At 71.8% G+C, this 19,458-nt stretch carries 17 protein-coding genes; 4 read left to right on the top strand and 13 right to left on the bottom strand.

Annotation, left to right across the window (positions count from 1 at the left end; translation table 11 throughout):
• Positions 1 to 45 precede the first annotated feature (45 nt).
• From Bra3105_RS07960 to Bra3105_RS07920, 9 genes are all read right to left on the bottom strand, one after another.
• Positions 46 to 1,785: a hypothetical protein gene (locus tag Bra3105_RS07960; protein ID WP_228359347.1), complete on the bottom strand. Its 1,740-nt coding sequence runs from the start codon at positions 1,783 to 1,785 to the stop codon at positions 46 to 48.
• 528 nt (positions 1,786 to 2,313) lie between these two features.
• On the bottom strand, positions 2,314 to 3,957 hold the full coding sequence (gene pgm / locus Bra3105_RS07955) for a phosphoglucomutase (alpha-D-glucose-1,6-bisphosphate-dependent) (RefSeq protein ID WP_228359346.1): 1,644 nt from the start codon (positions 3,955 to 3,957) through the stop codon (positions 2,314 to 2,316).
• A gap of 139 nt (positions 3,958 to 4,096) precedes the next feature.
• Positions 4,097 to 4,951, bottom strand: a complete 855-nt coding sequence (locus Bra3105_RS07950) for an Fpg/Nei family DNA glycosylase (protein WP_228359345.1) — start codon at positions 4,949 to 4,951, stop codon at positions 4,097 to 4,099.
• Between the two features lie 39 nt (positions 4,952 to 4,990).
• Positions 4,991 to 5,761: a CPBP family intramembrane glutamic endopeptidase gene (locus Bra3105_RS07945; RefSeq protein ID WP_228359344.1), complete on the bottom strand. Its 771-nt coding sequence runs from the start codon at positions 5,759 to 5,761 to the stop codon at positions 4,991 to 4,993.
• A 15-nt stretch (positions 5,762 to 5,776) separates the two neighbouring features.
• Positions 5,777 to 6,607 carry a DUF6069 family protein gene (locus Bra3105_RS07940; protein ID WP_228359343.1) on the bottom strand — a complete coding sequence of 277 codons (831 nt, stop codon included), beginning with the start codon at positions 6,605 to 6,607 and terminating at the stop codon, positions 5,777 to 5,779.
• Between the two features lie 95 nt (positions 6,608 to 6,702).
• The gene (locus Bra3105_RS07935) at positions 6,703 to 7,674 is read right to left on the bottom strand and encodes a hypothetical protein (protein ID WP_228359342.1); all 972 of its coding nucleotides are present in this window, start codon (positions 7,672 to 7,674) and stop codon (positions 6,703 to 6,705) included.
• Positions 7,675 to 7,760: 86 nt separating this feature from the next.
• The gene (locus Bra3105_RS07930) at positions 7,761 to 8,783 is read right to left on the bottom strand and encodes an inorganic phosphate transporter (RefSeq protein WP_228359341.1); all 1,023 of its coding nucleotides are present in this window, start codon (positions 8,781 to 8,783) and stop codon (positions 7,761 to 7,763) included.
• An 8-nt stretch (positions 8,784 to 8,791) separates the two neighbouring features.
• The gene (locus Bra3105_RS07925) at positions 8,792 to 9,418 is read right to left on the bottom strand and encodes a DUF47 domain-containing protein (RefSeq protein WP_200501450.1); all 627 of its coding nucleotides are present in this window, start codon (positions 9,416 to 9,418) and stop codon (positions 8,792 to 8,794) included.
• A 343-nt stretch (positions 9,419 to 9,761) separates the two neighbouring features.
• Positions 9,762 to 10,394, bottom strand: a complete 633-nt coding sequence (locus Bra3105_RS07920; protein WP_228359340.1) for a hypothetical protein — start codon at positions 10,392 to 10,394, stop codon at positions 9,762 to 9,764.
• Between the two features lie 58 nt (positions 10,395 to 10,452).
• Between Bra3105_RS07920 and Bra3105_RS07915 the strand changes: the two genes are divergently transcribed.
• Both Bra3105_RS07915 and Bra3105_RS07910 read left to right on the top strand, forming a co-directional pair.
• A complete protein-coding gene (locus Bra3105_RS07915; RefSeq protein ID WP_228359339.1) occupies positions 10,453 to 11,046 on the top strand; it encodes a DUF4126 domain-containing protein in 594 nt (197 codons plus the stop codon).
• Between the two features lie 92 nt (positions 11,047 to 11,138).
• Positions 11,139 to 11,549 carry a DUF6157 family protein gene (locus Bra3105_RS07910; RefSeq protein WP_228359338.1) on the top strand — a complete coding sequence of 137 codons (411 nt, stop codon included), beginning with the start codon at positions 11,139 to 11,141 and terminating at the stop codon, positions 11,547 to 11,549.
• Positions 11,550 to 11,586: 37 nt separating this feature from the next.
• On the opposite strand, the gene Bra3105_RS07905 is transcribed toward Bra3105_RS07910, so the two are convergent.
• Positions 11,587 to 12,303, bottom strand: coding sequence for a hypothetical protein (locus Bra3105_RS07905; RefSeq protein ID WP_228359337.1), 717 nt, complete (start codon positions 12,301 to 12,303; stop codon positions 11,587 to 11,589).
• Between the two features lie 104 nt (positions 12,304 to 12,407).
• The gene (locus tag Bra3105_RS07900) at positions 12,408 to 14,492 is read right to left on the bottom strand and encodes a M3 family metallopeptidase (RefSeq protein WP_228359336.1); all 2,085 of its coding nucleotides are present in this window, start codon (positions 14,490 to 14,492) and stop codon (positions 12,408 to 12,410) included.
• 40 nt (positions 14,493 to 14,532) lie between these two features.
• Here Bra3105_RS07900 and Bra3105_RS07895 point away from each other — a divergent pair, with 40 nt between their 5' ends.
• Both Bra3105_RS07895 and Bra3105_RS07890 read left to right on the top strand, forming a co-directional pair.
• Positions 14,533 to 15,438 (top strand): SDR family NAD(P)-dependent oxidoreductase, encoded by a 906-nt coding sequence (locus Bra3105_RS07895; protein ID WP_228359335.1) that lies wholly within the window; start codon positions 14,533 to 14,535, stop codon positions 15,436 to 15,438.
• Between the two features lie 44 nt (positions 15,439 to 15,482).
• On the top strand, positions 15,483 to 16,799 hold the full coding sequence (locus Bra3105_RS07890; protein ID WP_228359334.1) for an ROK family protein: 1,317 nt from the start codon (positions 15,483 to 15,485) through the stop codon (positions 16,797 to 16,799).
• A 229-nt stretch (positions 16,800 to 17,028) separates the two neighbouring features.
• Here Bra3105_RS07890 and Bra3105_RS07885 read toward each other — a convergent pair whose 3' ends face one another.
• Entirely contained in the window at positions 17,029 to 18,414 is a 1,386-nt protein-coding gene (locus tag Bra3105_RS07885) for an ABC transporter substrate-binding protein (RefSeq protein WP_228359333.1), read from the bottom strand.
• Between the two features lie 11 nt (positions 18,415 to 18,425).
• The gene (locus tag Bra3105_RS07880) at positions 18,426 to 19,457 is read right to left on the bottom strand and encodes an ABC transporter permease subunit (RefSeq protein WP_228359332.1); all 1,032 of its coding nucleotides are present in this window, start codon (positions 19,455 to 19,457) and stop codon (positions 18,426 to 18,428) included.
• Position 19,458: the final 1 nt, after the last annotated feature.

Genomic DNA, 19,458 nt, shown 5'->3' with positions numbered 1-19,458 from the left:
GCCCGGTTCGATGCGCCCGATTCGAGGGGCAGACGGCAGGTCGGCTCAGTGCCTGCGGTGGAACAGCTGGCGCAGGCCAGCGCGGGCGCTGTGGGTGCCGCTGCGGCGGCTCAGCCACGAGGCGGTGGTGAAGCCCAGCGCGGTCAGGAAGCCGACGCCCAGGGTCGCGATGAACACCTGGCGGATGCGGTCCATGCCACTCGCGTCCTCGCCGCCGATGGAGCTGAAGAGCTTCACCAGGGGACCGCCGCCGTCGTCCTGCGTGGTGACGGTGGTGGGGCCGCTCGAGGTGGTGTCGTCGTCATCCATGGTCGCGGCGGCCTGGGTGGCGTCGCTCTGCTGATCGGACACCGGCTGGTCGGAGGTCTGCTGCGGCGTGTCCGAGGTCTTCTTGTCCTCGTCCTTGGCCTTCTCGGACTTCTCGTCCTTCGTCGGCTTCTCCGACGTGTCCTTCTTCTCGGACTTCTCCGTGCTCTTCGACGACGAGTCGTCCGACGGAGCGCTCAGCTCGATCTCCTTCGAGCGATCGCGCGTGCTCGTGGCAGGCGGGACCTCGGAGGTCGTGGAGGCGCTGCGCGAGCCGTTGTCCGATGGGGTGGTCGACGTCGTGGAGGACGAGCTGCTCGACGAGGAGCTGCTCGAGGACGTGGAGTCAGTCGGCGAGGATTCGGTAGGGGTCTCGCTGTCCGACGGAGTCCCGCTGTCGCCTCCACCGGATCCACCGCCGGTGCCACCGTCGGATCCACCGGTGGGAGTGTTCGATTCGGGGGGTGTCGGGGAGGGGGTGCCCTTCACTGGGGTCACGGTCAGCGTTGCTTCGTCCGTCTTGCCGTTGTTGCCCTTGGCGAGAACGGTGTACTTGCCGTCAGCATCCTCCGGGACGGTAATCTCCGCGTCGAATACTCCCAGCGTCACAGCTCTCTTGGATGTAGCGCCGTCATCTTTCACGGTCTCGTCCTTGGAGTCGACGAGCGAAACCGTAGCGGACTTGCTGCGCCAGAACTGCGAACCATGCACTGTGACCGTGGACCCGGCCTCGACCTTCTGTTTGGCAAGGCTAATCTGGGGACTGTCGGTGCCGGTAGGAGCAGTGACCTCCAGTTTCGTGGAAGCCAAGGCCGTGTTGTCATCGGTGTCAGTGGCGGTGACGTCGTACTTGCCCGGCTCTGTGTCCGCAGGGATCTTGATCCACCGGGAGTGCTTGCCGTCCTTCTTGATGGTCTTCGGTTTGGCCTCGGTGTCGGGGATGGACACGGTGACCTCACCGCTGGAGGGGAAGTCGGTCACCGTCACCTTCGTGGAGTGGCCTGCAGCGACCGTGCTCGGCTCCGCATCCACTGTCACCGAAGTGTCTGGGTCTCCATCTGGCGGAGTAGTGGACTGCGTCGGAGTCGTGGTCCCGCCGTTCCCGGTCTCGTTCTCACCTTTCGAACGAGACGGGGTTCCGGCCTCGGTGGGTGTCCCCTCAGTGCCATCATCCGACAGATCAGGAGAGTTGGACTCGCTCGAGGGGTCGTCGGAAGGAGTGGCGGGGTCGTTCTGCTCGTTCGCCGACTGCTGGTCATTCTTGGTGTCGTTGGTGCCACCGTCATCGCTGGCGTCGCTGCTCGTGCCGGCCGTCACGACGGCGTTCTGGCCGTCAGCGCCGGCGATCGGAGATGCGAGTGCTGGCGCGACCCCCACGCCGAGGGCGGCGAGTGCGACGACGGAGGCGGCGCGCAGATGGATGGCGCGGACAGGGCGCCGTGCATCGCGTGCACTGCGTGCGGGTGTCGTGCGTCGCATGCGCCTCCTCTCCTCGCGTCACTCTGTGCGGCTCGCCGGTCGACGATCCGTCCTCGGATGGGGTTCCCACGTGGTGTGGGTCATTGCTCTGCGGAACGATACATGGCGAGGGCGAAGTCCGGGGCTTGCGTCGTCTTTGCAGGTCAGCAATGTTCGTGCCAACCAGACGGGCGGATTGGGTGGGTATGTGCGGGGAAGCTCCGTGTGCCCTTTGCCGACTCGTTACTGTTCCTTGGCCAACTACCACCCTGCCTCTTTCCCGGCGATCGCGCAATGGCGGTGTGCACGAGCGCTCATCGCGGGGAGCGCCCTGGGAAGCGCATCCGAGCACCGGGGGAACCCGGGGGAAGCAGGATGCGCGGGGGTCGTCGGCCCGGCAGGCGGAGGTCGGAAGTTGAAGACTCTACGGTAACCACAACCTGTTCCCGCGCGCACGCGCGAGGGAGCTGTGCGCGAGCGGCCCCACACGTGCAGCGCCCGCCCCACGACGGCGGGACGGGCGCTGCACGGTGCTCCGTCCGCCCGGAGTCAGCCCTCCAGGGCGGTGTCGACGACCTTCTTCGCGGCCTCCTGGACCTCGGCGAGGTGGTCCTCGCCGCGGAAGGACTCGGCGTAGATCTTGTACACGTCCTCCGTGCCCGAGGGGCGCGCGGCGAACCACGAGCTCTCGGTGGAGACCTTGAGGCCGCCGATCGCGGAGCCGTCGGGCGCGACCGTCATCTTGTCGGTGATGGTCTCGCCGGCGAGGTCGGTGGCGCTCACCGCGTCGGGCGTGAGGCTCTTGAGCTTCGCCTTCTGCTCCCGGTTCGCCGGGGCGTCGATGCGGGCGTAGGCGCTCGCGCCGAACTCCTCGACGAGCTCGCCGTGCAGCTGGCTCGGAGTCTTCCCGGTGACGGCGAGGATCTCCGAGGCCAGCAGCGCGAGGATGATGCCGTCCTTGTCGGTCGTCCATACGCTGCCGTCGCGTCGCAGGAACGAGGCGCCCGCGCTCTCCTCGCCGCCGAAGCCCACCGAGGAGTCGATGAGGCCGGGCACGAAGTACTTGAAGCCCACGGGCACCTCGAACAGCTCCCGACCCAGCGACGCCGTCACCTTGTCGATGAGCGAGGAGGAGACGATGGTCTTGCCGACCTTCGCGGACGCCGGCCAGTCCGGCCGATGGGAGAACAGGTAGCGGATCGCGACCGCGAGGTAGTGGTTGGGGTTCATCAGCCCGCCGTCGGGCGTGACGATGCCGTGACGATCGGAATCCGCGTCGTTGCCGGTGGCGATGTCGTAGCGGTCCTTGACCTCGAGCAGCGACGCCATCGCCCAGGGGCTCGAGCAGTCCATGCGGATCTTGCCGTCGCGGTCCAGCGTCATGAACGACCACTGCGGGTCGACGTTCGGGTTCACGACGTCGAGGTTCAGGTCGTGCATCTCGGCGATCATCGCCCAGTAGTCCACCGAGGCGCCGCCCAGCGGGTCCGCGCCGATGTGCACGCCCGCGCTGCGGATCGCATCGAGGTCCACCACGCTGGGGAGGTCGTCGATGTAGTTCTTGAGGTAGTCGTAGCGCTCGGCGCGGGCGTGGGCTTGCTGGCGCTCGATCCGCCGCACACCGCTCAGGCCGCTCTTCAGCAGCTCGTTCGCGCGGTCGGCGATCCAGCCGGTCGCGTCCGAGCCCGCGGGTCCGCCGTGCGGCGGGTTGTACTTGAAGCCGCCGTCGCGCGGGGGGTTGTGGCTCGGGGTGACGACGATGCCGTCGGCCCGGGTCGCATCCTGGCCGCTCTTGCCGCGGTTGTGCACGAGGATCGCGTGCGAGACCGCGGGCGTCGGCGTATAGGCGTCGCGCGAGTCGATGAGCACGGTGACGTCGTTGCCGCCGAGCACCTCGAGCGCGGTGTCGAAGGCCGGGGTGGACAGCGCATGCGTGTCCCGGCCGATGAACAGCGGGCCGCGGATCCCCTGCGCGGCCCGGTACTCCACGATCGCCTGCGTCGTCGCCGCGATGTGGTCCTCGTTGAACGCCGTGTCCAGCGACGAGCCGCGATGGCCCGAGGTGCCGAAGACGACCGCCTGATCGGGATCGCTCGCATCCGGATGGAGGTCGTAGTACGCGTCCAACAGCTCCGCGACGTCGACAAGATCCTCCGGGCGGGCCTTCTGACCTGCTCGCTCATGCTGCGCCATGATCATCTCTCCCTCGATTGGTCCGATCGGCCCACTCTAGGAAGCGCGGCTGGGCGCCGCCGCCCGGGGCCCGGTGCGTGAGATGGGGCCTGTCCACGATCCCGGAAGGGTCCCGGACGGTGCCCAGGAGGAGGCGTGGTCAGCGCAGCAGGCGGTCCATCCGGCGGTCGCTCAGACGCCGACCGCCGGTCTGGCAGGTGGGGCAGTACTGCAGGGAGCGCTCGGCGAACGAAACCTCCGCGATCCTCGTCCCGCATGTGGGGCAGTCCTCCCCAGCTCTGCCGTGCACGCGCAGCAGCGCCTTCTTCGCCCGCTTGATGCGGTCCAGCGGCAGATCCCGCAGCCCCTCCGCGGCGCGGTCCAGCACCTCGCGCAGGGCTCGGTGCAGACGCGCGGCCGCCTCGCGATCTAGGCCGTCGGCCGCGGCGAAGGGGGAGAGGCGCGCGGTGTGGAGGACCTCGTCGGACCAGGCGTTGCCGATGCCGGCCATCAGGGTCTGGTCGGTGAGGACCGTCTTCAGGTGCGCGTGGGTGCCGGCGCAGATGCTCGTGAAGGCGGCCTCGTCGAGAGCGTCGGCCTCCGGTCCCAGCCGGGCCAGGGTCTCCAGCTCCTCCGGGGCCGTGGTGGCCCACAGCGCGACGGCCTTGCGGGTGCCCTGCTCGGTGACGTCCAGGGCGGTGCCGTCGTCCCACACCATGCGCACGGCGAGCGGGCCCTTGCGCGGCCCCGGCGCACCCGCAGGAGCCTGCGCATGGTGGCGCAGCCAGCCCGCGCGCGCCAGATGCATGACCAGCGCGGTCCCCTCGAGATCCAGCAGGAGGTGCTTGCCGCGGCGACTGACCCCGGAGAGCTCGCGGCCCGTGAGATCGGCCAGGGGAGGGTCCGCCGTCTTCAGCACGCTGATGGCGGCGACGTCCGCGCCGTGCAGACGACGCGAGGCGAGGAGTCGGTCGATCTGCGCGACGACGGCGTCGAGCTCGGGCAGTTCCGGCATGCCCCCAGTATGAGGCGACGCGGCGACGGGGTGACGGGGCTACGGGCGTCCGGAGGCCGCTGCCGAGGCGGACGCGGACGCCGCAGAGGCTGAGGAGATCCGCCAGGGGCCCGTGCGTCCTCGGGCGAAGAGCGCGACGCCGAGTGTCATCACCACCAGGAAGGCGATGCCGACGAACCCGCCCTCCAGGCCGAACCCTCCGCCGGTCAGCCATGACGGTCCCGTGGTCGGCTGGTGCATGAGGCCGTCCTGCAGGGCGAAGCCGCTGTCGGTGAAGCCGAGCGCGACGACCGCCGTGTTCCACAGCCAGCGCTGCCCGAACCCCCACCAGATGCGGCCCGTCCGCCACCGTGCGAGACCCGTGAGCAGGTTCGTGATGATCGCGCCGGCCACCGGCAGCGCGCCCGTGTGCGGCGCGAAGGCGTAGGCGCCCGCGACCGCCACCGCCGTGATCACCCAGGCGCCCGATCGCCCGATCAGCACGCCCAGCCCCGTCATCAGCAGCGCGCGGAACGCGATCTCCTCGAGCAGGAACAGCACCAGGAAGTACACGGCGATCCCCGCGGCGGAGGCCCAGCCCCCGATCCACTCGGGGCCGTCCACGAGCCCGGTGAGGTCCGTGACCCCGATGAGCACCAGCACGAACGGCAGCGAGAAAGCGCAGCCGGAGAGGAACTCCGTCACGGCGCCGTGGCGCAGGGAGAGGCCCAGGGAGGTCCGTCGGCGATGAGCGGCCACGGCCCCGATGATGCCGAGGGCGATCGCGGGGATCAGCAGGCATGCGGTCCAGAGATCCTGAGTCGACATCATCGGTCTCATCTCCTCCTAGAGAGGCCCGACCTTCTCCTGCGCGCGTGGGGTGCGGGAGACGTGCACCGTCCCGCGCGGACCGCGCAGGCCGACGACGAGCACGATACCGACGACCAGGTGCATCGTCAGCAGCGCCAGCAGGATCGGCCCCGAAGCGCCCATCACCACTGGTCCGAGCAGGGACAGCGCGAGCACCACGACCGTGATGATCGTCCAGATCAGGGGCCCACGGGGCGAGGGCTCGAAGGCGATCCGTAGCACCCAGGCGAGGATCCCGGGCACGAGCACCGCGGGGATGATCGCGCCGGGGCTGATGGACCAGCCGCCGGCGTGCAGGTCGAGCCCGGCGATCGGGGTCGCGACCACCCACACCAGGATCGCCGCGAGCACCGCGAGCACGAGCGTGGCGATCGCCCGCGAGGCGCGCGGAGTATCGATAGGACCGCGGCGCGGTCCGGTGGACCGGGAAGTCTCTCGCGAGGCTGAGTCGCGGGAGGACGGGTTCGGGCCGTCGGCATCGGTGCGAGAGGCACCGGAGCGGGACGCGCTGGATCGTGAGGCACCAGATGCACCGGACCCGGAGGTCTGTGTTCGAGAGGCAGCGGTGCGGGAGGCGCCCGACGGGGCGGCGGAGCGGGACGCGTCATGCCGGGACGCCGTGCGCTTGGCCGCCTGGGGTCGGGAGTCGGTGGACGCGGGCGACTCATGAGGTTCGCGGGACTCACTGGATCCGCCGGAGCCCTGCGTCGCGCTCTCGGCCGGGCGGGGTGCGCCGGGCCAGGACGAGCGTGGCCGGGGCTCGACCGGCGGGATCCCTCCGGGCCAGGATGCTTCGGCCTGAGGCATGTTCGCGTCCGCCGTCGCGGGCTGCGACTGGTTCGCGTCAGGCGCGTCAGGCGCGTCGGGCTCGGGCGAGGTGGGCTGCGAGGACGGCATGCGCATCACGCCCGACGCGAGCGCACCATCAGCACGATCCCCACGATCGTGAGGACCAGGCCGATCAGTCCGATGAACAGGCCCAGCACGATGCCGCCGAAGAACGGCACCACGAAGCCCCACACGTTGATCGGGCCCACGTACATCGCGTCGGCCGAGCTGGTGCCGGTGCAGGAGACGGTCACGGTCGTGTCCGAGGTTGCGAGGATCCCCGAGCGCTGCTCGTAGGAGGTGCCGTTGGGGAAGGTGACAGACTGGCCGCCGCCGGTGTCCGTCTGCACGGAGGAGTCCCCGGGGCTCGAGGACGTGCACTCGGCGGTCCCCGAGTCCTCGCTCGGCACGTACACGAGGATCATGTCGAACTCGTCCAGCGGGACCTCGGCCTTGCCGTCGGAGATGGCGTTGCCGTCCGCGTCGATCGCCGAGACCACGTTCCGCACGCTGATGATCGGGCCGATGATCGCCAGGGCGAGCGCGACGACGATGAGCACGATGCCCAGGATGAGCGGGAGCATCCCCCGCCGGCGCGTCGGCGCGGCCGCTCCCGCAGGGCCCGTCGGCCCTCCGGATCCCGCGGGCCCGTACGCCGGTCCCGCCGGGCCGGCCGGTCCTGCCGGGCTGCCCGGTCCTGCCGGGCCGCCGCCGGGTCCCGCCTGGTTCCCCGCGGGGCCCGTCGGGCCGCCGGCGGAGCCGCGCTGACCCTTCGGAGGGAGCACGTAGCCCGTCGGACCGGACGGGGCCGAGGAGCCCGCCGAGCCGTTCGCGCCGGTGTTCGGCGCTCCGTCGGAAGCGCCGACGTTCGGGCCGGCAGGCGACGTGCCGCCGGTCGTTCCCGCGGACGGCGCGTCGGGCGCCGACTGGCCGTACGTCGGGCGCGCCCGGTCGGCCGAGGGGCCGTCGGACGCGTTCGTGCCCGGTCCGGGCAGGCCGTAGCTGGGGCGAGGTCGTGCGGCGGGGCGCTCGTCGGGCGAGGGCATCAGACCTCCTGTGAGGCGACGTCGGGTCGGGACAGGATAACGAGACGTCCCGAACGTCCGCAGAGTGCGCGCGGCGACGCGGAGCCTCAGGTGAGGCGGTGCACCAGCAGCGTGCACATCGCACCGAGCCCCAGGCACGCGATCGGGGTCGCGACCCAGATGCCCAGGATGCCGCCGAACAGCTTCCAGCGGATCTGGCGCGGTCCCAGGGCGAGGCCGGAGCCGACGACGCTCGAGGTCAGCGACTGCGAGGTCGAGAAGGAGGTGCCGGTGCCGCTCGCGCCCACGAGCACCACGATCGCGGCGACCGTCTCGGCGGCGAAGCCCTGGACCGTGGCCAGGTTCGTCAGACGGCGCGCGAGGGTGCGGATGATGCGGTGCCCGCCCACGAGCGTCCCGAGCGCGAGGGCGAGCGAGACGGCGACCATCGCGGAGACCGCGGCAGGGGTGTCCGCCATGTCGATGCCCTGGTAGGAGGCAGCGAGCACGATCAGCGCCATCGAGATCCGCGAGTCCGAGAAGCCATGGGCGGTGGCGACGGCGCCGGCGGAGAGGGTCTGCAGGAACTGCAGGGTCCCGATGCTGATGCGGTCCTCCGCCCCCAGGCGGCGGATCCCGCGGGCGAGCGCGTAGGAGGCGATGCCGCTGACCACCGGCGCGACCACGAGCGGCAGTACGATCAGCGCGAGCGCCGCGAGCCAGGGCACGGGCAGTCCCATCGCGAGGGCCGCGCCGGCGGCCGCGCCGAGCATCGCCTGCCAGGTCGAGGAGGGGATCCCGAGCGCCCACGTGAGAACCGACCAGCAGATCACCGCGAGCGCCACGCCCACGAGCATCGGCGGCACCAGCGGGTCTCCGTGCACGTCGGCGTGGGTGAGGGATTCCAGGCCCGCGAGGTCCAGCGCCCACCGGGCCCCGGTCAGCGACATGCCGAGCCCCAGCAGGGAGCCCAGCAGGTTGAGGATCGCGGCGAGTATCAGGGCCGCGCGCTCGGACATGGCGCGCGTGGCAATGGTGGTGGAGACCGCGTTCGAGGCGTCGTGCAGGCCGTTCACGTAGGCCATGACCAGGGCCAGGCACAGCGCCGCGACGAAGAAGGGGGACACCATCGGCGGGCCTACGGTGCCTTGACGCGCAGCAGGTCCGCCGTGCGCCCCAGCTCGTCCAGCAGCCGCAGGCTCGCCTCGACGCTCTCGACCTGGTCGCGCTCGCGCAGCAGGTCCGCCGCCGCGCCGCCGCGGGCGTAGACCTCGGTGCGGGCGCGCAGTGCCAGGCCGTCGCCGTGGCGGCGCAGGCGCCGCATCTCCTGGGCGTACCCCTCGAGCTCCTTGACCGCCTGCAGCTTCCAGACCGCCTCGACCGTCAGCTCGCAGCCGCGCTCGATGAGCTGCGCAGCCTCCAGCAGCACGTCCGGCACGGCCGTGGCGCCGCGCGCCGCCGAGAGCTCCGCCGTGCGCTCGAGGGAGTACATGAGGTCCGACATGGTCAGCGCGAGGTCGTGGAGGGCGTCGGCCTCGAAGGGGGTGATCAGCGAGTCCGCCAGACGGTTCGCGATCCGGTGCGAGAGCTGCGAGGAGTCGCTCGCCAGCTCGTGCAGTCGCGGGGCGCTGCGGGCCCGGTCGCGCGGGGACTGGCCGAGGGTGCGCGAGTGGATCTCCGCCCCGGCGACGAGCACCTGCGCGAGATCGTTGAAGAGGTCGTGCAGGGAGCTCTCGAAGCGACGGGAGAACAAGCGGAACGCCACGACGTCTCCTCGCAAGGACGGGTCGGCACGGTTACTCGGCACGGACGGGGGTCGGCACGAATGCGGGCAGTGCGGGCGAGCTGGGCTGACGCCCGAGGGCGCCATCCATGGGGCGACGACGCCGCCCGCAGAAGGAGGGGCGCGCCGGACCGGGTGCGCCTGACGGCGCGAAGGCCGCTCGAAGCGGCGAATGTTGGAGCCCGGGGCAACCGCGGCCCGACGCGCGTCCTATCGTAGGACATCCGCAACCCGCGACGCATCACGGGCCGCGGGGATGTGGGGATCGAGACGGACGGGGCGTCTCCGGGAATGCGGCCGACGTCGGGCGGGGCCGCAGTCGGCGTCAGCTCAGGGTGCCGGCCTCCGCCATGCGCGCGGCCTCGGTGAGCTCCTCGCCGGTGGAGAGCAGACGGGACGCCTGCGTGGTCATCGCGTGCTGCTGCTCGGACGTCTGCTCGCGGTCGGCCAGGTGCGCGGTGCCGTGGGCGCACAGCACCGCGACGGCCCCGGCGCGGCCCAGCGCGATCGGCAGGTCGCCCGTGAAGGCGCCGCGCAGGATCTCGTCGAGCGTCGCGCGGACCTGGTCGATGTCCGGCGGCTCCGCGACGCCCGCGAGGTAGCGCAGGCCGGGGATCGTGTGCGAGCCCTCGCGGTAGCGGCGCACCACGTCATGGGCGTTGCGCTGCGCCCACGTGTGCAGCACGTACAGGCGCCACAGCGCACCGGGCAGGGTCTCCGCCGGGGAGCCCGACCACAGCGAGGCGAGATCGTCCAGGCCCTCGGTCTCCACCAGGTGCAGCACGCGCTCGACGACCGCCGGATCGGTGCTGCGGTACACCCCGTCCAGCAGCGCGCGGGCGCTCTCATGCCCCAGGTCCGTCGCGAGCTGCGGATCGGGAGCGCCCGGGATCTCCTCCGCACGCGCCGCGAACAGGGGAGCGGGTCGGCGGAAGCGGGGTGAGGGCGTCGAAGACATGCATCCAGGGTAGGCCCGGGCGCCGACCGCGACGCCGCCGTCGCCTACGCTGTCGCCCATGGAAGCGGTGATGATGACGCTCGGGTCGGGCTGGGTGAGCGGCCTGCGCCCGTACCTCATGGTGTTCCTGCTGGGGATGAGCGGACGGTTCCTGGGCGTCGACGACATCCCGCAGGTCATGCAGCGATCCGACGTGCTGGTCATCACCGCCGTGCTGCTGCTCGTGGACTTCGCGGCCGACAAGATCGCCTTCCTCGACTCGTTCTGGGACGTCGTCCACACCGTGGTGCGGCCCGTCGCGGGCGGCGCCATCGGCTACCTGCTCGGCGGGGAGACCGACACGACCCACGCGATCGTGCTCGCGATCATCGGCGTCCTCGCCTCCCTCGGCGCCCACGGCGCGAAGGCCGCGACCCGCGCGGTCGTGAACACCTCGCCCGAGCCCGTCTCGAACGTCGCCGTCTCCGGCACCGAGGACGTGGCCGCCCTCGTGGTCGGCGCGCTCTCGATCGCCCTGCCCGTCGTCGCCGGCGTGATCGCCGTGATCGCGCTGCTCGCGGGCGGGTACCTCATCTACCGTGCGCTGCGGATCTGGTCGCGGGTGCGCGCTCGCCGACGGGCCAGGGAGGCCGCGGCACCGGGCGTCGGCTGAGGGCGCGTATCGACGGACGGGAGGGCGCAGGCGAGCAGGGACTGTCGCGTTCGTCCGAGAGGCCGCGACCTCCCGAGGGGCATCATCGACACATGGGATCCACGAACTACATCGACACCTTCATCCAGGTGGCGGAGGACTGCCCGGTCACGACGGCCGATCAGCCGCCCCTCGGCAACGGCTCCCCGACGATCGCGGCGCTCCAGTTCGCCCTGATCGCCGAGCACCCCTACGAGTTCACCAGCGACGACGTCCTGTTCGACGTCCACGCCACCCGACGCTCACTCGACGCGGAGGAGCGCCCCGCGGCGCGCGAGGCGTTCTTCGCGAGATCGCAGGCCTGCTTGCGTGCCTCACCGCTGCCCAAGAAGTACGGATGGGGCATCCACCACGACGCCGAGGGCCGTGTCGCCCTCGTGCCGGTCGGCTCCGCGCAGTACCAGGCGCTGGCCGCAGACCCCCACGTGCAGCAGCGCAGGGCGATGCGCTCCCGGCGCGGGTGAGGGTCGAACGCGCGTGAGGCTCAGGCGCGCGTGCGGGTCATCGCCCGCGGCTCTCCCCGCGCTCCCAGAGATCGACGATCGCGGGCTCGACCTCGGTGAGCGCGATCGGCGAGGCGGAGAGCACGCCGTCCTCGGTGAAGGGCAGGTGGCCCGACTGCCAGGAGCCGTCGTCCTCGACATGCACCATGAGCGGCGTCGTCGAGTCCGGGTCGGAGATGTCGGTGCGGCGCAGGCTGACGGTGTGCCCGGCGCCGCGGCGCAGGAAGGTCGTGGCGACCCGGGCGACAGCCTTCGGCACGTCGCCCGCCGAGCGCCCGTCGGCCCCGCTCAGCGACGTGACCTGGAAGGAGTCCAGGTCGTCCTGCGTGAGCATGAGGACGCTGCTGCCGGCCTTCACGACGAAGGCCGCGCGCATGCCCGCGTCCTGCGCGAGGGCGATCCCGAGCCAGCGTTCGGCCGTGGTGAGGGTGGTCGCCACGAGCTCGCCCTGCGGCCCCAGCACCCACTCGCCGCCGCGGCGCACCAGCATGCCGCGGGCCCGCAGGCCCGCATTGACCGCCGCCGTCACGTGCTCGGTCGCCGGCCCGGAGCCCGGCACGCCCGGGATGCCGAGCTGGTCGCGCGTGATCTCCGCCGACCTCGTGTCGCTCAGAGTGAGCATGTCGTCGATCTCGTAGGCGGTGAAGATCGTCGGCGCGGTCGGGGTCTCCGTGGCCGAGGCGGCCTGCTGGTCCTGGGTCATGGGGTCGAGCATGGCAGAGATCCCTGGAGCGGTCTCGATGTTCGCTGGGTCGGCGCCGGGAAACGGCTCCCCGTCGGCCGGGAGGAGGGGCCGACGGGGCCGACGGGGCCGACGGCTCAGACGAGCCCGTGGCGCTCGAGCAGGAAGCGCGCGTCGCGGTCGCGGCCGCGGAAGGCCCGGTAGGCCTCGGGCAGATCGCGCGAGCCGCCGATCGAGAGGATGCCGGCGGCGAACCGTCGGCCCGCCTCGCGCGGGGAGATCCCCTCGGCCAGCTGCTCCTCGTACCAGGCGACGGCGTCGGCGTCGTACGCCTCGGCCCACAGGTAGGAGTAGTAGCCGGAGGCGTATCCGCCGGAGAAGGTGTGCTGGAAGTAGCCGGTGCGATAGCGCGGGGCGATCAGCGGATGCGCGAGCCCCGCGTCCTCCAGCTGCGCGGCCTCGAAGGCGTGCGGGTCGCCGATGTGCGTGTCCTCGCTCAGGCGGTGCCAGCGCCAGTCCAGGGTCACCGCGGCCACGTGCTCGAGGGTGCGGAAGCCGGCGTTCCACTGCTCGGCCGCGCGGACCTTCTCGAGCAGCTCGGCCGGGATGACCTCGCCGGTCTCGACGTGCCGGGCGTAGTGCTCGACGATGCCCTCCCGCAGCGCCCACATCTCGTTGACCTGGCTGGGGAACTCGACGACGTCGCGGGCGACGGCCGTGCCGGCCACGAACGAGTTCTCCACGTCCGAGAGCAGCGCGTGCAGGGCGTGCCCGAACTCGTGGAACATCGTGCCGACCTCGTCGAGGCTGACGAACGCGGGCCGGCCCTCGCCGGGGCGCGACACGTTCATCGTGTTCATGACGATCGGCAGCGTGCCGTCGTGGCGCGACTGGTCCACGAGCGTGTTCATCCAGGCGCCGCCGCGCTTGCTGGGCCGGGTGAAGTAGTCGCCGATGAACAGGCCGACGGCGGAGCCGTCCTCCCTGGTCACCTGCCAGATCCGGGCGAGCGGGTGCGGGGGAGTGAGGTCCTCGCGACGAGCGAAGGACAGCCCGTAGACGTCGTGCGCGGCGCGGAACACGCCGTCCTCGAGGACCCGGTCCAGCACGAAGTACGGCTGCAGCTCGGCCTGGTCGACCGCGAACTCCTCCGCGCGGATCAGCTCCGAGTAGAAGGACCAGTCCCAGGGGGCGAGCTCGTCGATGCCGTCGCGCGCGGCCCTCGCGGCCAGGCGCTCTGCCTCGCGGTCGGCGTTGCGCACCGCGGGCCCGGCGATCTGCGCGAGGAAGTCCTCGACGGCCGACGGGGTCTTCGCGGTGCGGTCGGCGACCGCGAGCTCGGCGAAGTCCGCGAAGCCCAGCAGGTGGGCCTTCTCCGCGCGCAGGCGGGCGATCTTTTTTGCGAGGTCCCAGGTCTCGGTGCCGCGCTCGATCGACGCGGTGTACAGGCGCTCGCGGACCGCGCGGTCGGTGAGGGAGGCCAGCAGCGGCTGCATCGTGGGCAGGATCAGCGTGAGCAGCCAGCCGTCCTTCCCGGCGTCCTCGGCCGCGAGGCGCGCGGCCTCCTTCTGGGAGTCGTCGAGCCCCGCGAGCTCCGCCTCGTCGGTCACGAGCACGGCCGCGTCGTGGAGGTCGGCCTTCGTCTGCTGGGTGAAGCGGGTCTGCAGGGACGAGAGCTCCTGGTTGACCTCGCCCAGCCGGGCCTTCTGCGCCGGATCCAGCTGGGCGCCGCGCAGCTCGAAGCGCAGACGCGTGCGCTCGAGGACGTGCCGCTCCTCGGGGCTCAGGTCGAGGGCGTCGGCGTCGCGCTCGAGCGCCTCGACCCGCGCGAAGATCCGCCCGTCCAGCCACACCGAGTCCTCGAGGGCCGTCAGCTCCGGCATGATCTCCGCCTCGATGGCCTGCAGCTCCTCGGTGCCGTCGGTCCCCAGCAGGTGGAACAGCACCGGCAGCGCGCGCTGCAGCAGGGGCGAGCCCTCCTCGAGCGGACGGATCACGGTGTCGAACGTCGGCGGCTCCTCGTCGGCCGCGACCTGCGCGATCATCGCCTTCTGCTCGGCGATGCCCGCGCGCAGCGCCGGCAGGAAGTGCGCGGGACGGATCGCCGCGAAGTCCGGCAGACCGTAGGGCAGCGTCGAGGGCTCGGCGAAGGGGTTACCGGTGAGGTCGGTGGCGGCGGTCTCGGTGGCGGCGGTGACGTCGGCGTCGGGTGTAGAGGGCATGGTGACCAGCCTATGTGCGCCGTGCGCCTACCGTGGGCGGATGCGAACAGTCATGGGATGGGAGCACCTGCACGCGCCGGACCTGAGCGGCCGGCTGATCGTGCTCACGGGCGGCAGCGACGGGCTGTGCAGGGAGGCGGCGCTGCAGCTCGCCCGCTGGGGCGCAGATCTGGTGCTGCCGGTGCGGACGACGGCCAAGGGCGAGGTGGTGCGCGGGCGCATCGCGCGGGAGACGGGCCGGGAGGACGCCGTCCGCCTCGTCAGCCTCGACCTCGCGTCGATGGCATCGGTGCGCGAGGGCGCCTCCGCGATCGCAGAGGCCGTCGGCGACCGGGGCATCGACGTGCTCGTGCACGGCGCCGGCACGGTCACCCGCCGGCGCGAGGAGACGGCCGACGGGATCGAGCGCGCGCTCGCCGTCAACGCCCTCGCTCCCCGGCTCCTCACCACGCTGCTGCGGCCGCTGGTGCGCGAGAGGATCGTGCTCGTCGGCTCCCACGCCCACAAGGCCGGACGCATCGACCTGACGGACATGGACTTCGCGCGCGGCCGCTGGAGCATCTCCGCCTCCTACGGGCGCTCGAAGCTGACGGCGATGCTGTGGGCGCTCGACCTCGCCGAGTCCCTGCGCGGAACGGGGACGGACCTGCAGATCGCGCATCCCGGGTGGGTGCTGACGAACATCCAGAACGCGACCGGCTCCGCTGCGCTGGACGCCCTGGTCACCGAGGTCACCCGGCCGATCGCGATGCCCGCCGCCCGCGGCGCCGAGTCCGTCCTGTTCGCCGCCACCCAGCCCCTCCCGCCCGGCTCCTACGTCGGCCCCGACGGGCCGATGGGCAACCGCGGGCGGCCGACGCTGCTGCGCCGCTCGGACGCGGCGAACGACGTCGCGCTGGCCCGGCGGGTGACGGAGTGGGCGGACCGCAGGATCGCGGCGACCTGACGGAGGTGGTCGGAGGAGCGCAGCGCGTTCCGTACCCTGTGGACATGGACAGCGGGGGAGAGTCGACGCCCGGCGCGGCGGACGCACCGGGCGCGGCACGCACGTCCGCGGATCGCGTGCCGCCGAGCGCCCCCTGCTCCGCGACCGCCGGTGAGGTCTACGAGCACCTCGTCCGCTACGGCCCGCACGCCCGCATCGACCTCGCGCGGCTGCTCGGGCTCTCGGGGCCGACCCTCACCCGCGTCACCCGCGAGCTGCTGGAGAGCGGCCTGCTGCGCGAGCTGCCGCCGCAGATGCAGACCAAGGGGCGACCGCAGCAGCCCCTCGACGTCGACGAGGACCACGCGGTCTTCATCGGCGTGAAGATCACCGCCCAGAGCGTCTACGCCGCCGTCGTCACCGTGCGCGGCACGGCGCTCGAGGAGGTCAGTCGGGATCTCGAGGACGTCGAGCCGGCCACGATCATCGCGACCGCTCTCGAGCTGTGCGAGCCGCTGCTCGCCGCCCACCCGCGGGTGGCCGGGATCGGCGTGGGCATCGGCGCGCAGGTCGACGACGACGGCGCCGTCGCCTCGTCCGCCATGCTCGGCTGGAGCGAGCCGGTCCACCTGCGCGCCGAGCTCGAAGGGCGCCTGAGCCTGCCGGTGACGGTCAGCAACGACTTCCATGCCCTGCTCGAGGGGCACGCCTGGTTCGGCATCGGCCGACGCCACCGCTCCTTCGCCGTCATCACCATCGGCGCGGGCGTGGGCGTGGGCAGCGTCGAGGACGCCGAGGTGCACCGCGGTCGCACCCACCTCGCCGGGCTCACCGGCACGCTGCCCACCATCACCCGCGACGGCCGCGGCGTGCTGCTGCGCCAGGTCGCGAGCACCGCACACATCCTCGACGCGGCGAGGGAGCGCGGCGTCCCCGGGGTGTCGGAGGCGGACGGCGGGGTCGGCGCCGGCGTCGGCGCCGGCGGTGCCGGCGGGGCTGGCGGGGCTGGCGGTGGTGGCGGTGCCGGCGGGGCCGGCGGGGCCGGCGGAGCATCGGAGGCGCACGGTCTCGAGGCCCTCGTGCATGCGGCCCGCGCGGGCGATCCGGCCGCCCTCGAGGTCGCGGCCGACGTCGCCCACGCTGTCGCGGTCGCAGGCGCGGGGCTCGTCGGAGTACTCGACCCGGACGCCCTGATCCTGGGCGGCGAGGCCGTGGACCTCCTGCGCGTGGGCGACGAGTTCGACGTCGCCCTGCGCGCCCACCTCGCCCGCGTCCAGCGCGACGTGCTCGTGCGCTTCCTCCCCGCCGACTTCGACGACTGGACTCGCGGCGCCGCCGTGATCGCCCTGCGCCGCTTCATCGGCGGCCGCGACAACGCCTGACGGCCGGCGCGGCACACCTCCGTCGGACCCAGCGTGATGGGCGGCGCGACGGGGCGCGTGATCGGGCGCGGGCTCGGGATCCGGAGCGGGTTCGGGAGCGTGAGAAGTACGAAATCGTTGCCATGAGCGCTCATGGCAACGATTTCGTACTTCTCACCGCGGCGGCGCCGCGGATGCGACCGAGGCCGCGCCCGAGCGCCCCGCTCCCGGCCCCGCTTTGCCCAGCCCTTCACTCGAACAGGGCGTTGACCTTGTCCTTGTAGGCGGTGAAGGAGTCGGCCTCGGTCTTGCGCATCCAGAGGTCGTCGAAGGCCGGCTGCATGATCGACATGATCCGGGCGGCGTGCTCGACCAGGGGATAGAGCCCGGTCTCACCCTTCTTTACGCGGTCGGTGTACGGGGAGACGTCCAGGCCCTTGTCCTCGTAGGCCTTCACGGCGGCGGCGGTGCCGGCGTCGGAGGCGGGGAAGACGATGGCCCGCGAGCCGATGATCTCCTGGGCGTCGTCGGAGCCCAGGAAGGCGACCAGCCGCGCGGCCTCCTCCTTGTGCTCCGACTGCGAGGAGATCGAGTCGCCCAGGCCGTTGAACATCGACATCGGATGCCCGATAGGCCCGGACGGCAGGGGAGCGATGCCCAGGTCCACGCCCTCGAGGCCCGCGTAGGTGCCGATCATCCAGGAGCCGGCGAGGGCGACGGCCGCCTTGCCGCCCTGGATCTGGGTCTCGGCGGGGCTGGAGTCGCCGAACAGGCCGAACGGCGCCAGCAGGCCCTTGTCCACGAGGCCGAAGTACCAGTCCATGGTCGCCTGGAAGTCGGGGTCGTCGTAGTTGAAGCGGGTGCCCCAGGTCTTCTCGTCGGTGAAGGTCCATCCGGTGGAGAAGGCGAAGGGCGACCAGGTGGTCTGGCCCGTGTAGTCGGTGGAGGGGTCGGCCGCGAGGGCGTACCGGGCGACACTCTTGGGGTCGAAGCCCTCCTCGTCGCCGCGCTTCCCCTCGGTGTCCTTCGCGAGGCGCATGAGCATCTTCTCGAAGCTCCCGCCGTCCTGCGGGTTCCAGTCCAGGCCCTCGAGGTCGTCGGCGGAGAGACCCGCCTCCTTCAGAGTCTTCGCGTCGTACATCAGCGCGATCGTGTCGTAGTCCTTGGGCAGGCCGTAGCGCTTGCCGTCCTGCCCGGTCCACAACTCCTGCAGGCCCGGCTGGTACTGGTCGTCGGGGATCTCGGCGATCGGGGCGAAGTCGTCAAGCGGCACGATCACGTCGAGCGAGAGGAACTCCGGATACCGGCCCAGATGGTCGGTGAAGACGTCGGGCCCGGCACCGGCGACGAAGCTCGCTGTGAGCTTGGTCCAGTAGTCGTCCCAGCCCATCTGGGTGATGCGCACGTCGAGGTCGGGATTGCGCTCCATGAAGAGGTCGATCGCGCGGGAGTAGCCGGGCAGCTGGTTGGCGTCCCACAGCCAGTAGTCCAGGCGCGTCGTGCCGCTCGCGGAGGCGCTGCCCGAGCAGCCGGCGAGGGTGCCGGTCGCGGCCGCGGCGCCGAGCGCGGCGGTGCCGCCGAGCAGGGTCCGACGGCTGAGCGCGCGGACGGGGGAACGGGGAGTCGTGCGTGTCATGGGTGCGTCCCTCACTTGATCCCGCTGAAGCCGATGGAGTTCACGATCCGCTTCGCGAACAGCACGAAGAGGATCAGCATGGGCGCCGCCGCGACCAGTGTCGCGGCCATCAGGCCCGCCCAGTCCGTGCCCGTCTGGGGCGACTGCGCGCGGAAGACGCCGAGCGCGACGGTGAGCACGCGGGAGGAGTCCGTGTAGGAGACCATCAGCGACCAGAAGTACTCGTTCCACGCGGTCATGTAGGTCAGCAGCGCGAGCGTCGCGAGCGGTGCGGAGCTGATCGGCAGGATCAGCGTGAAGAACACGCGCGGCTTGGACGCGCCGTCGATGAGTGCGGCCTCCTCGACCTCGCGCGAGATGTTGTTGAAGAACTGGCGCAGGAAGAAGATCGCGAACGGCGAGATGAACAGGGTGGGCAGCATGATGCCCAGCAGCGTGTCCACCAGGTGCAGGTTCTTGATGAGGATGAAGTTGGGCAGCAGCGTGAAGATCTGCGGGATCATCATCGCGCCCAGGAAGATGAGGAACACGATCTCGCGGCCCCTCCAGCGCAGACGCGAGAAGGCGTAGGCGGCCATCGCGCAGCTGAAGGTCTGCACCACGGTGATCACGGTCGCGACGATCACCGAGTTCAGCAGGTAGCGCCAGAAGTTGATCGACGCGCCCGAGCCGCCCTGGGAGACCGCGGTCTCCACGTCCTGCAGCCCGAACACGCGCTCGAAGCCGCCGAGCGAGAAGTCCACCGGCAGCAGGCTGGTCGGATCGGTCGCGAGCGCCGTGTTCGAGGACAGCGCCGTGCGCAGCATCCAGTAGAACGGGAACAGCGTCACCAGCAGGATCACGATCATGACGATCCAGGCGACGATCCGCCCGGGCGACAGGGGACGGCGGCGCGCGCGGGCTGCGCCGGAGGCGGGGGAGGCCGACGGGCCCGTGGGGGCGTCGGGGTCCGCGCGGCCGGTCAGGCCGGTGGGTCCGCTGGGTCCGGGGGTGCCGGTGGGGCCGGCGGCCGACGGGCCGACGGCGGGAGTGGCGGTGCTCATC

Origin of the sequence: Brachybacterium halotolerans subsp. kimchii (assembly GCF_020792675.1) — a bacterium.
In the GTDB taxonomy this organism is placed as follows: Bacteria; Actinomycetota; Actinomycetes; order Actinomycetales; family Dermabacteraceae; genus Brachybacterium; species Brachybacterium halotolerans.
The sequence above is the reverse complement of the archived record's forward strand: the minus strand, read 5'-3'. Positions and strand labels throughout refer to the sequence as shown.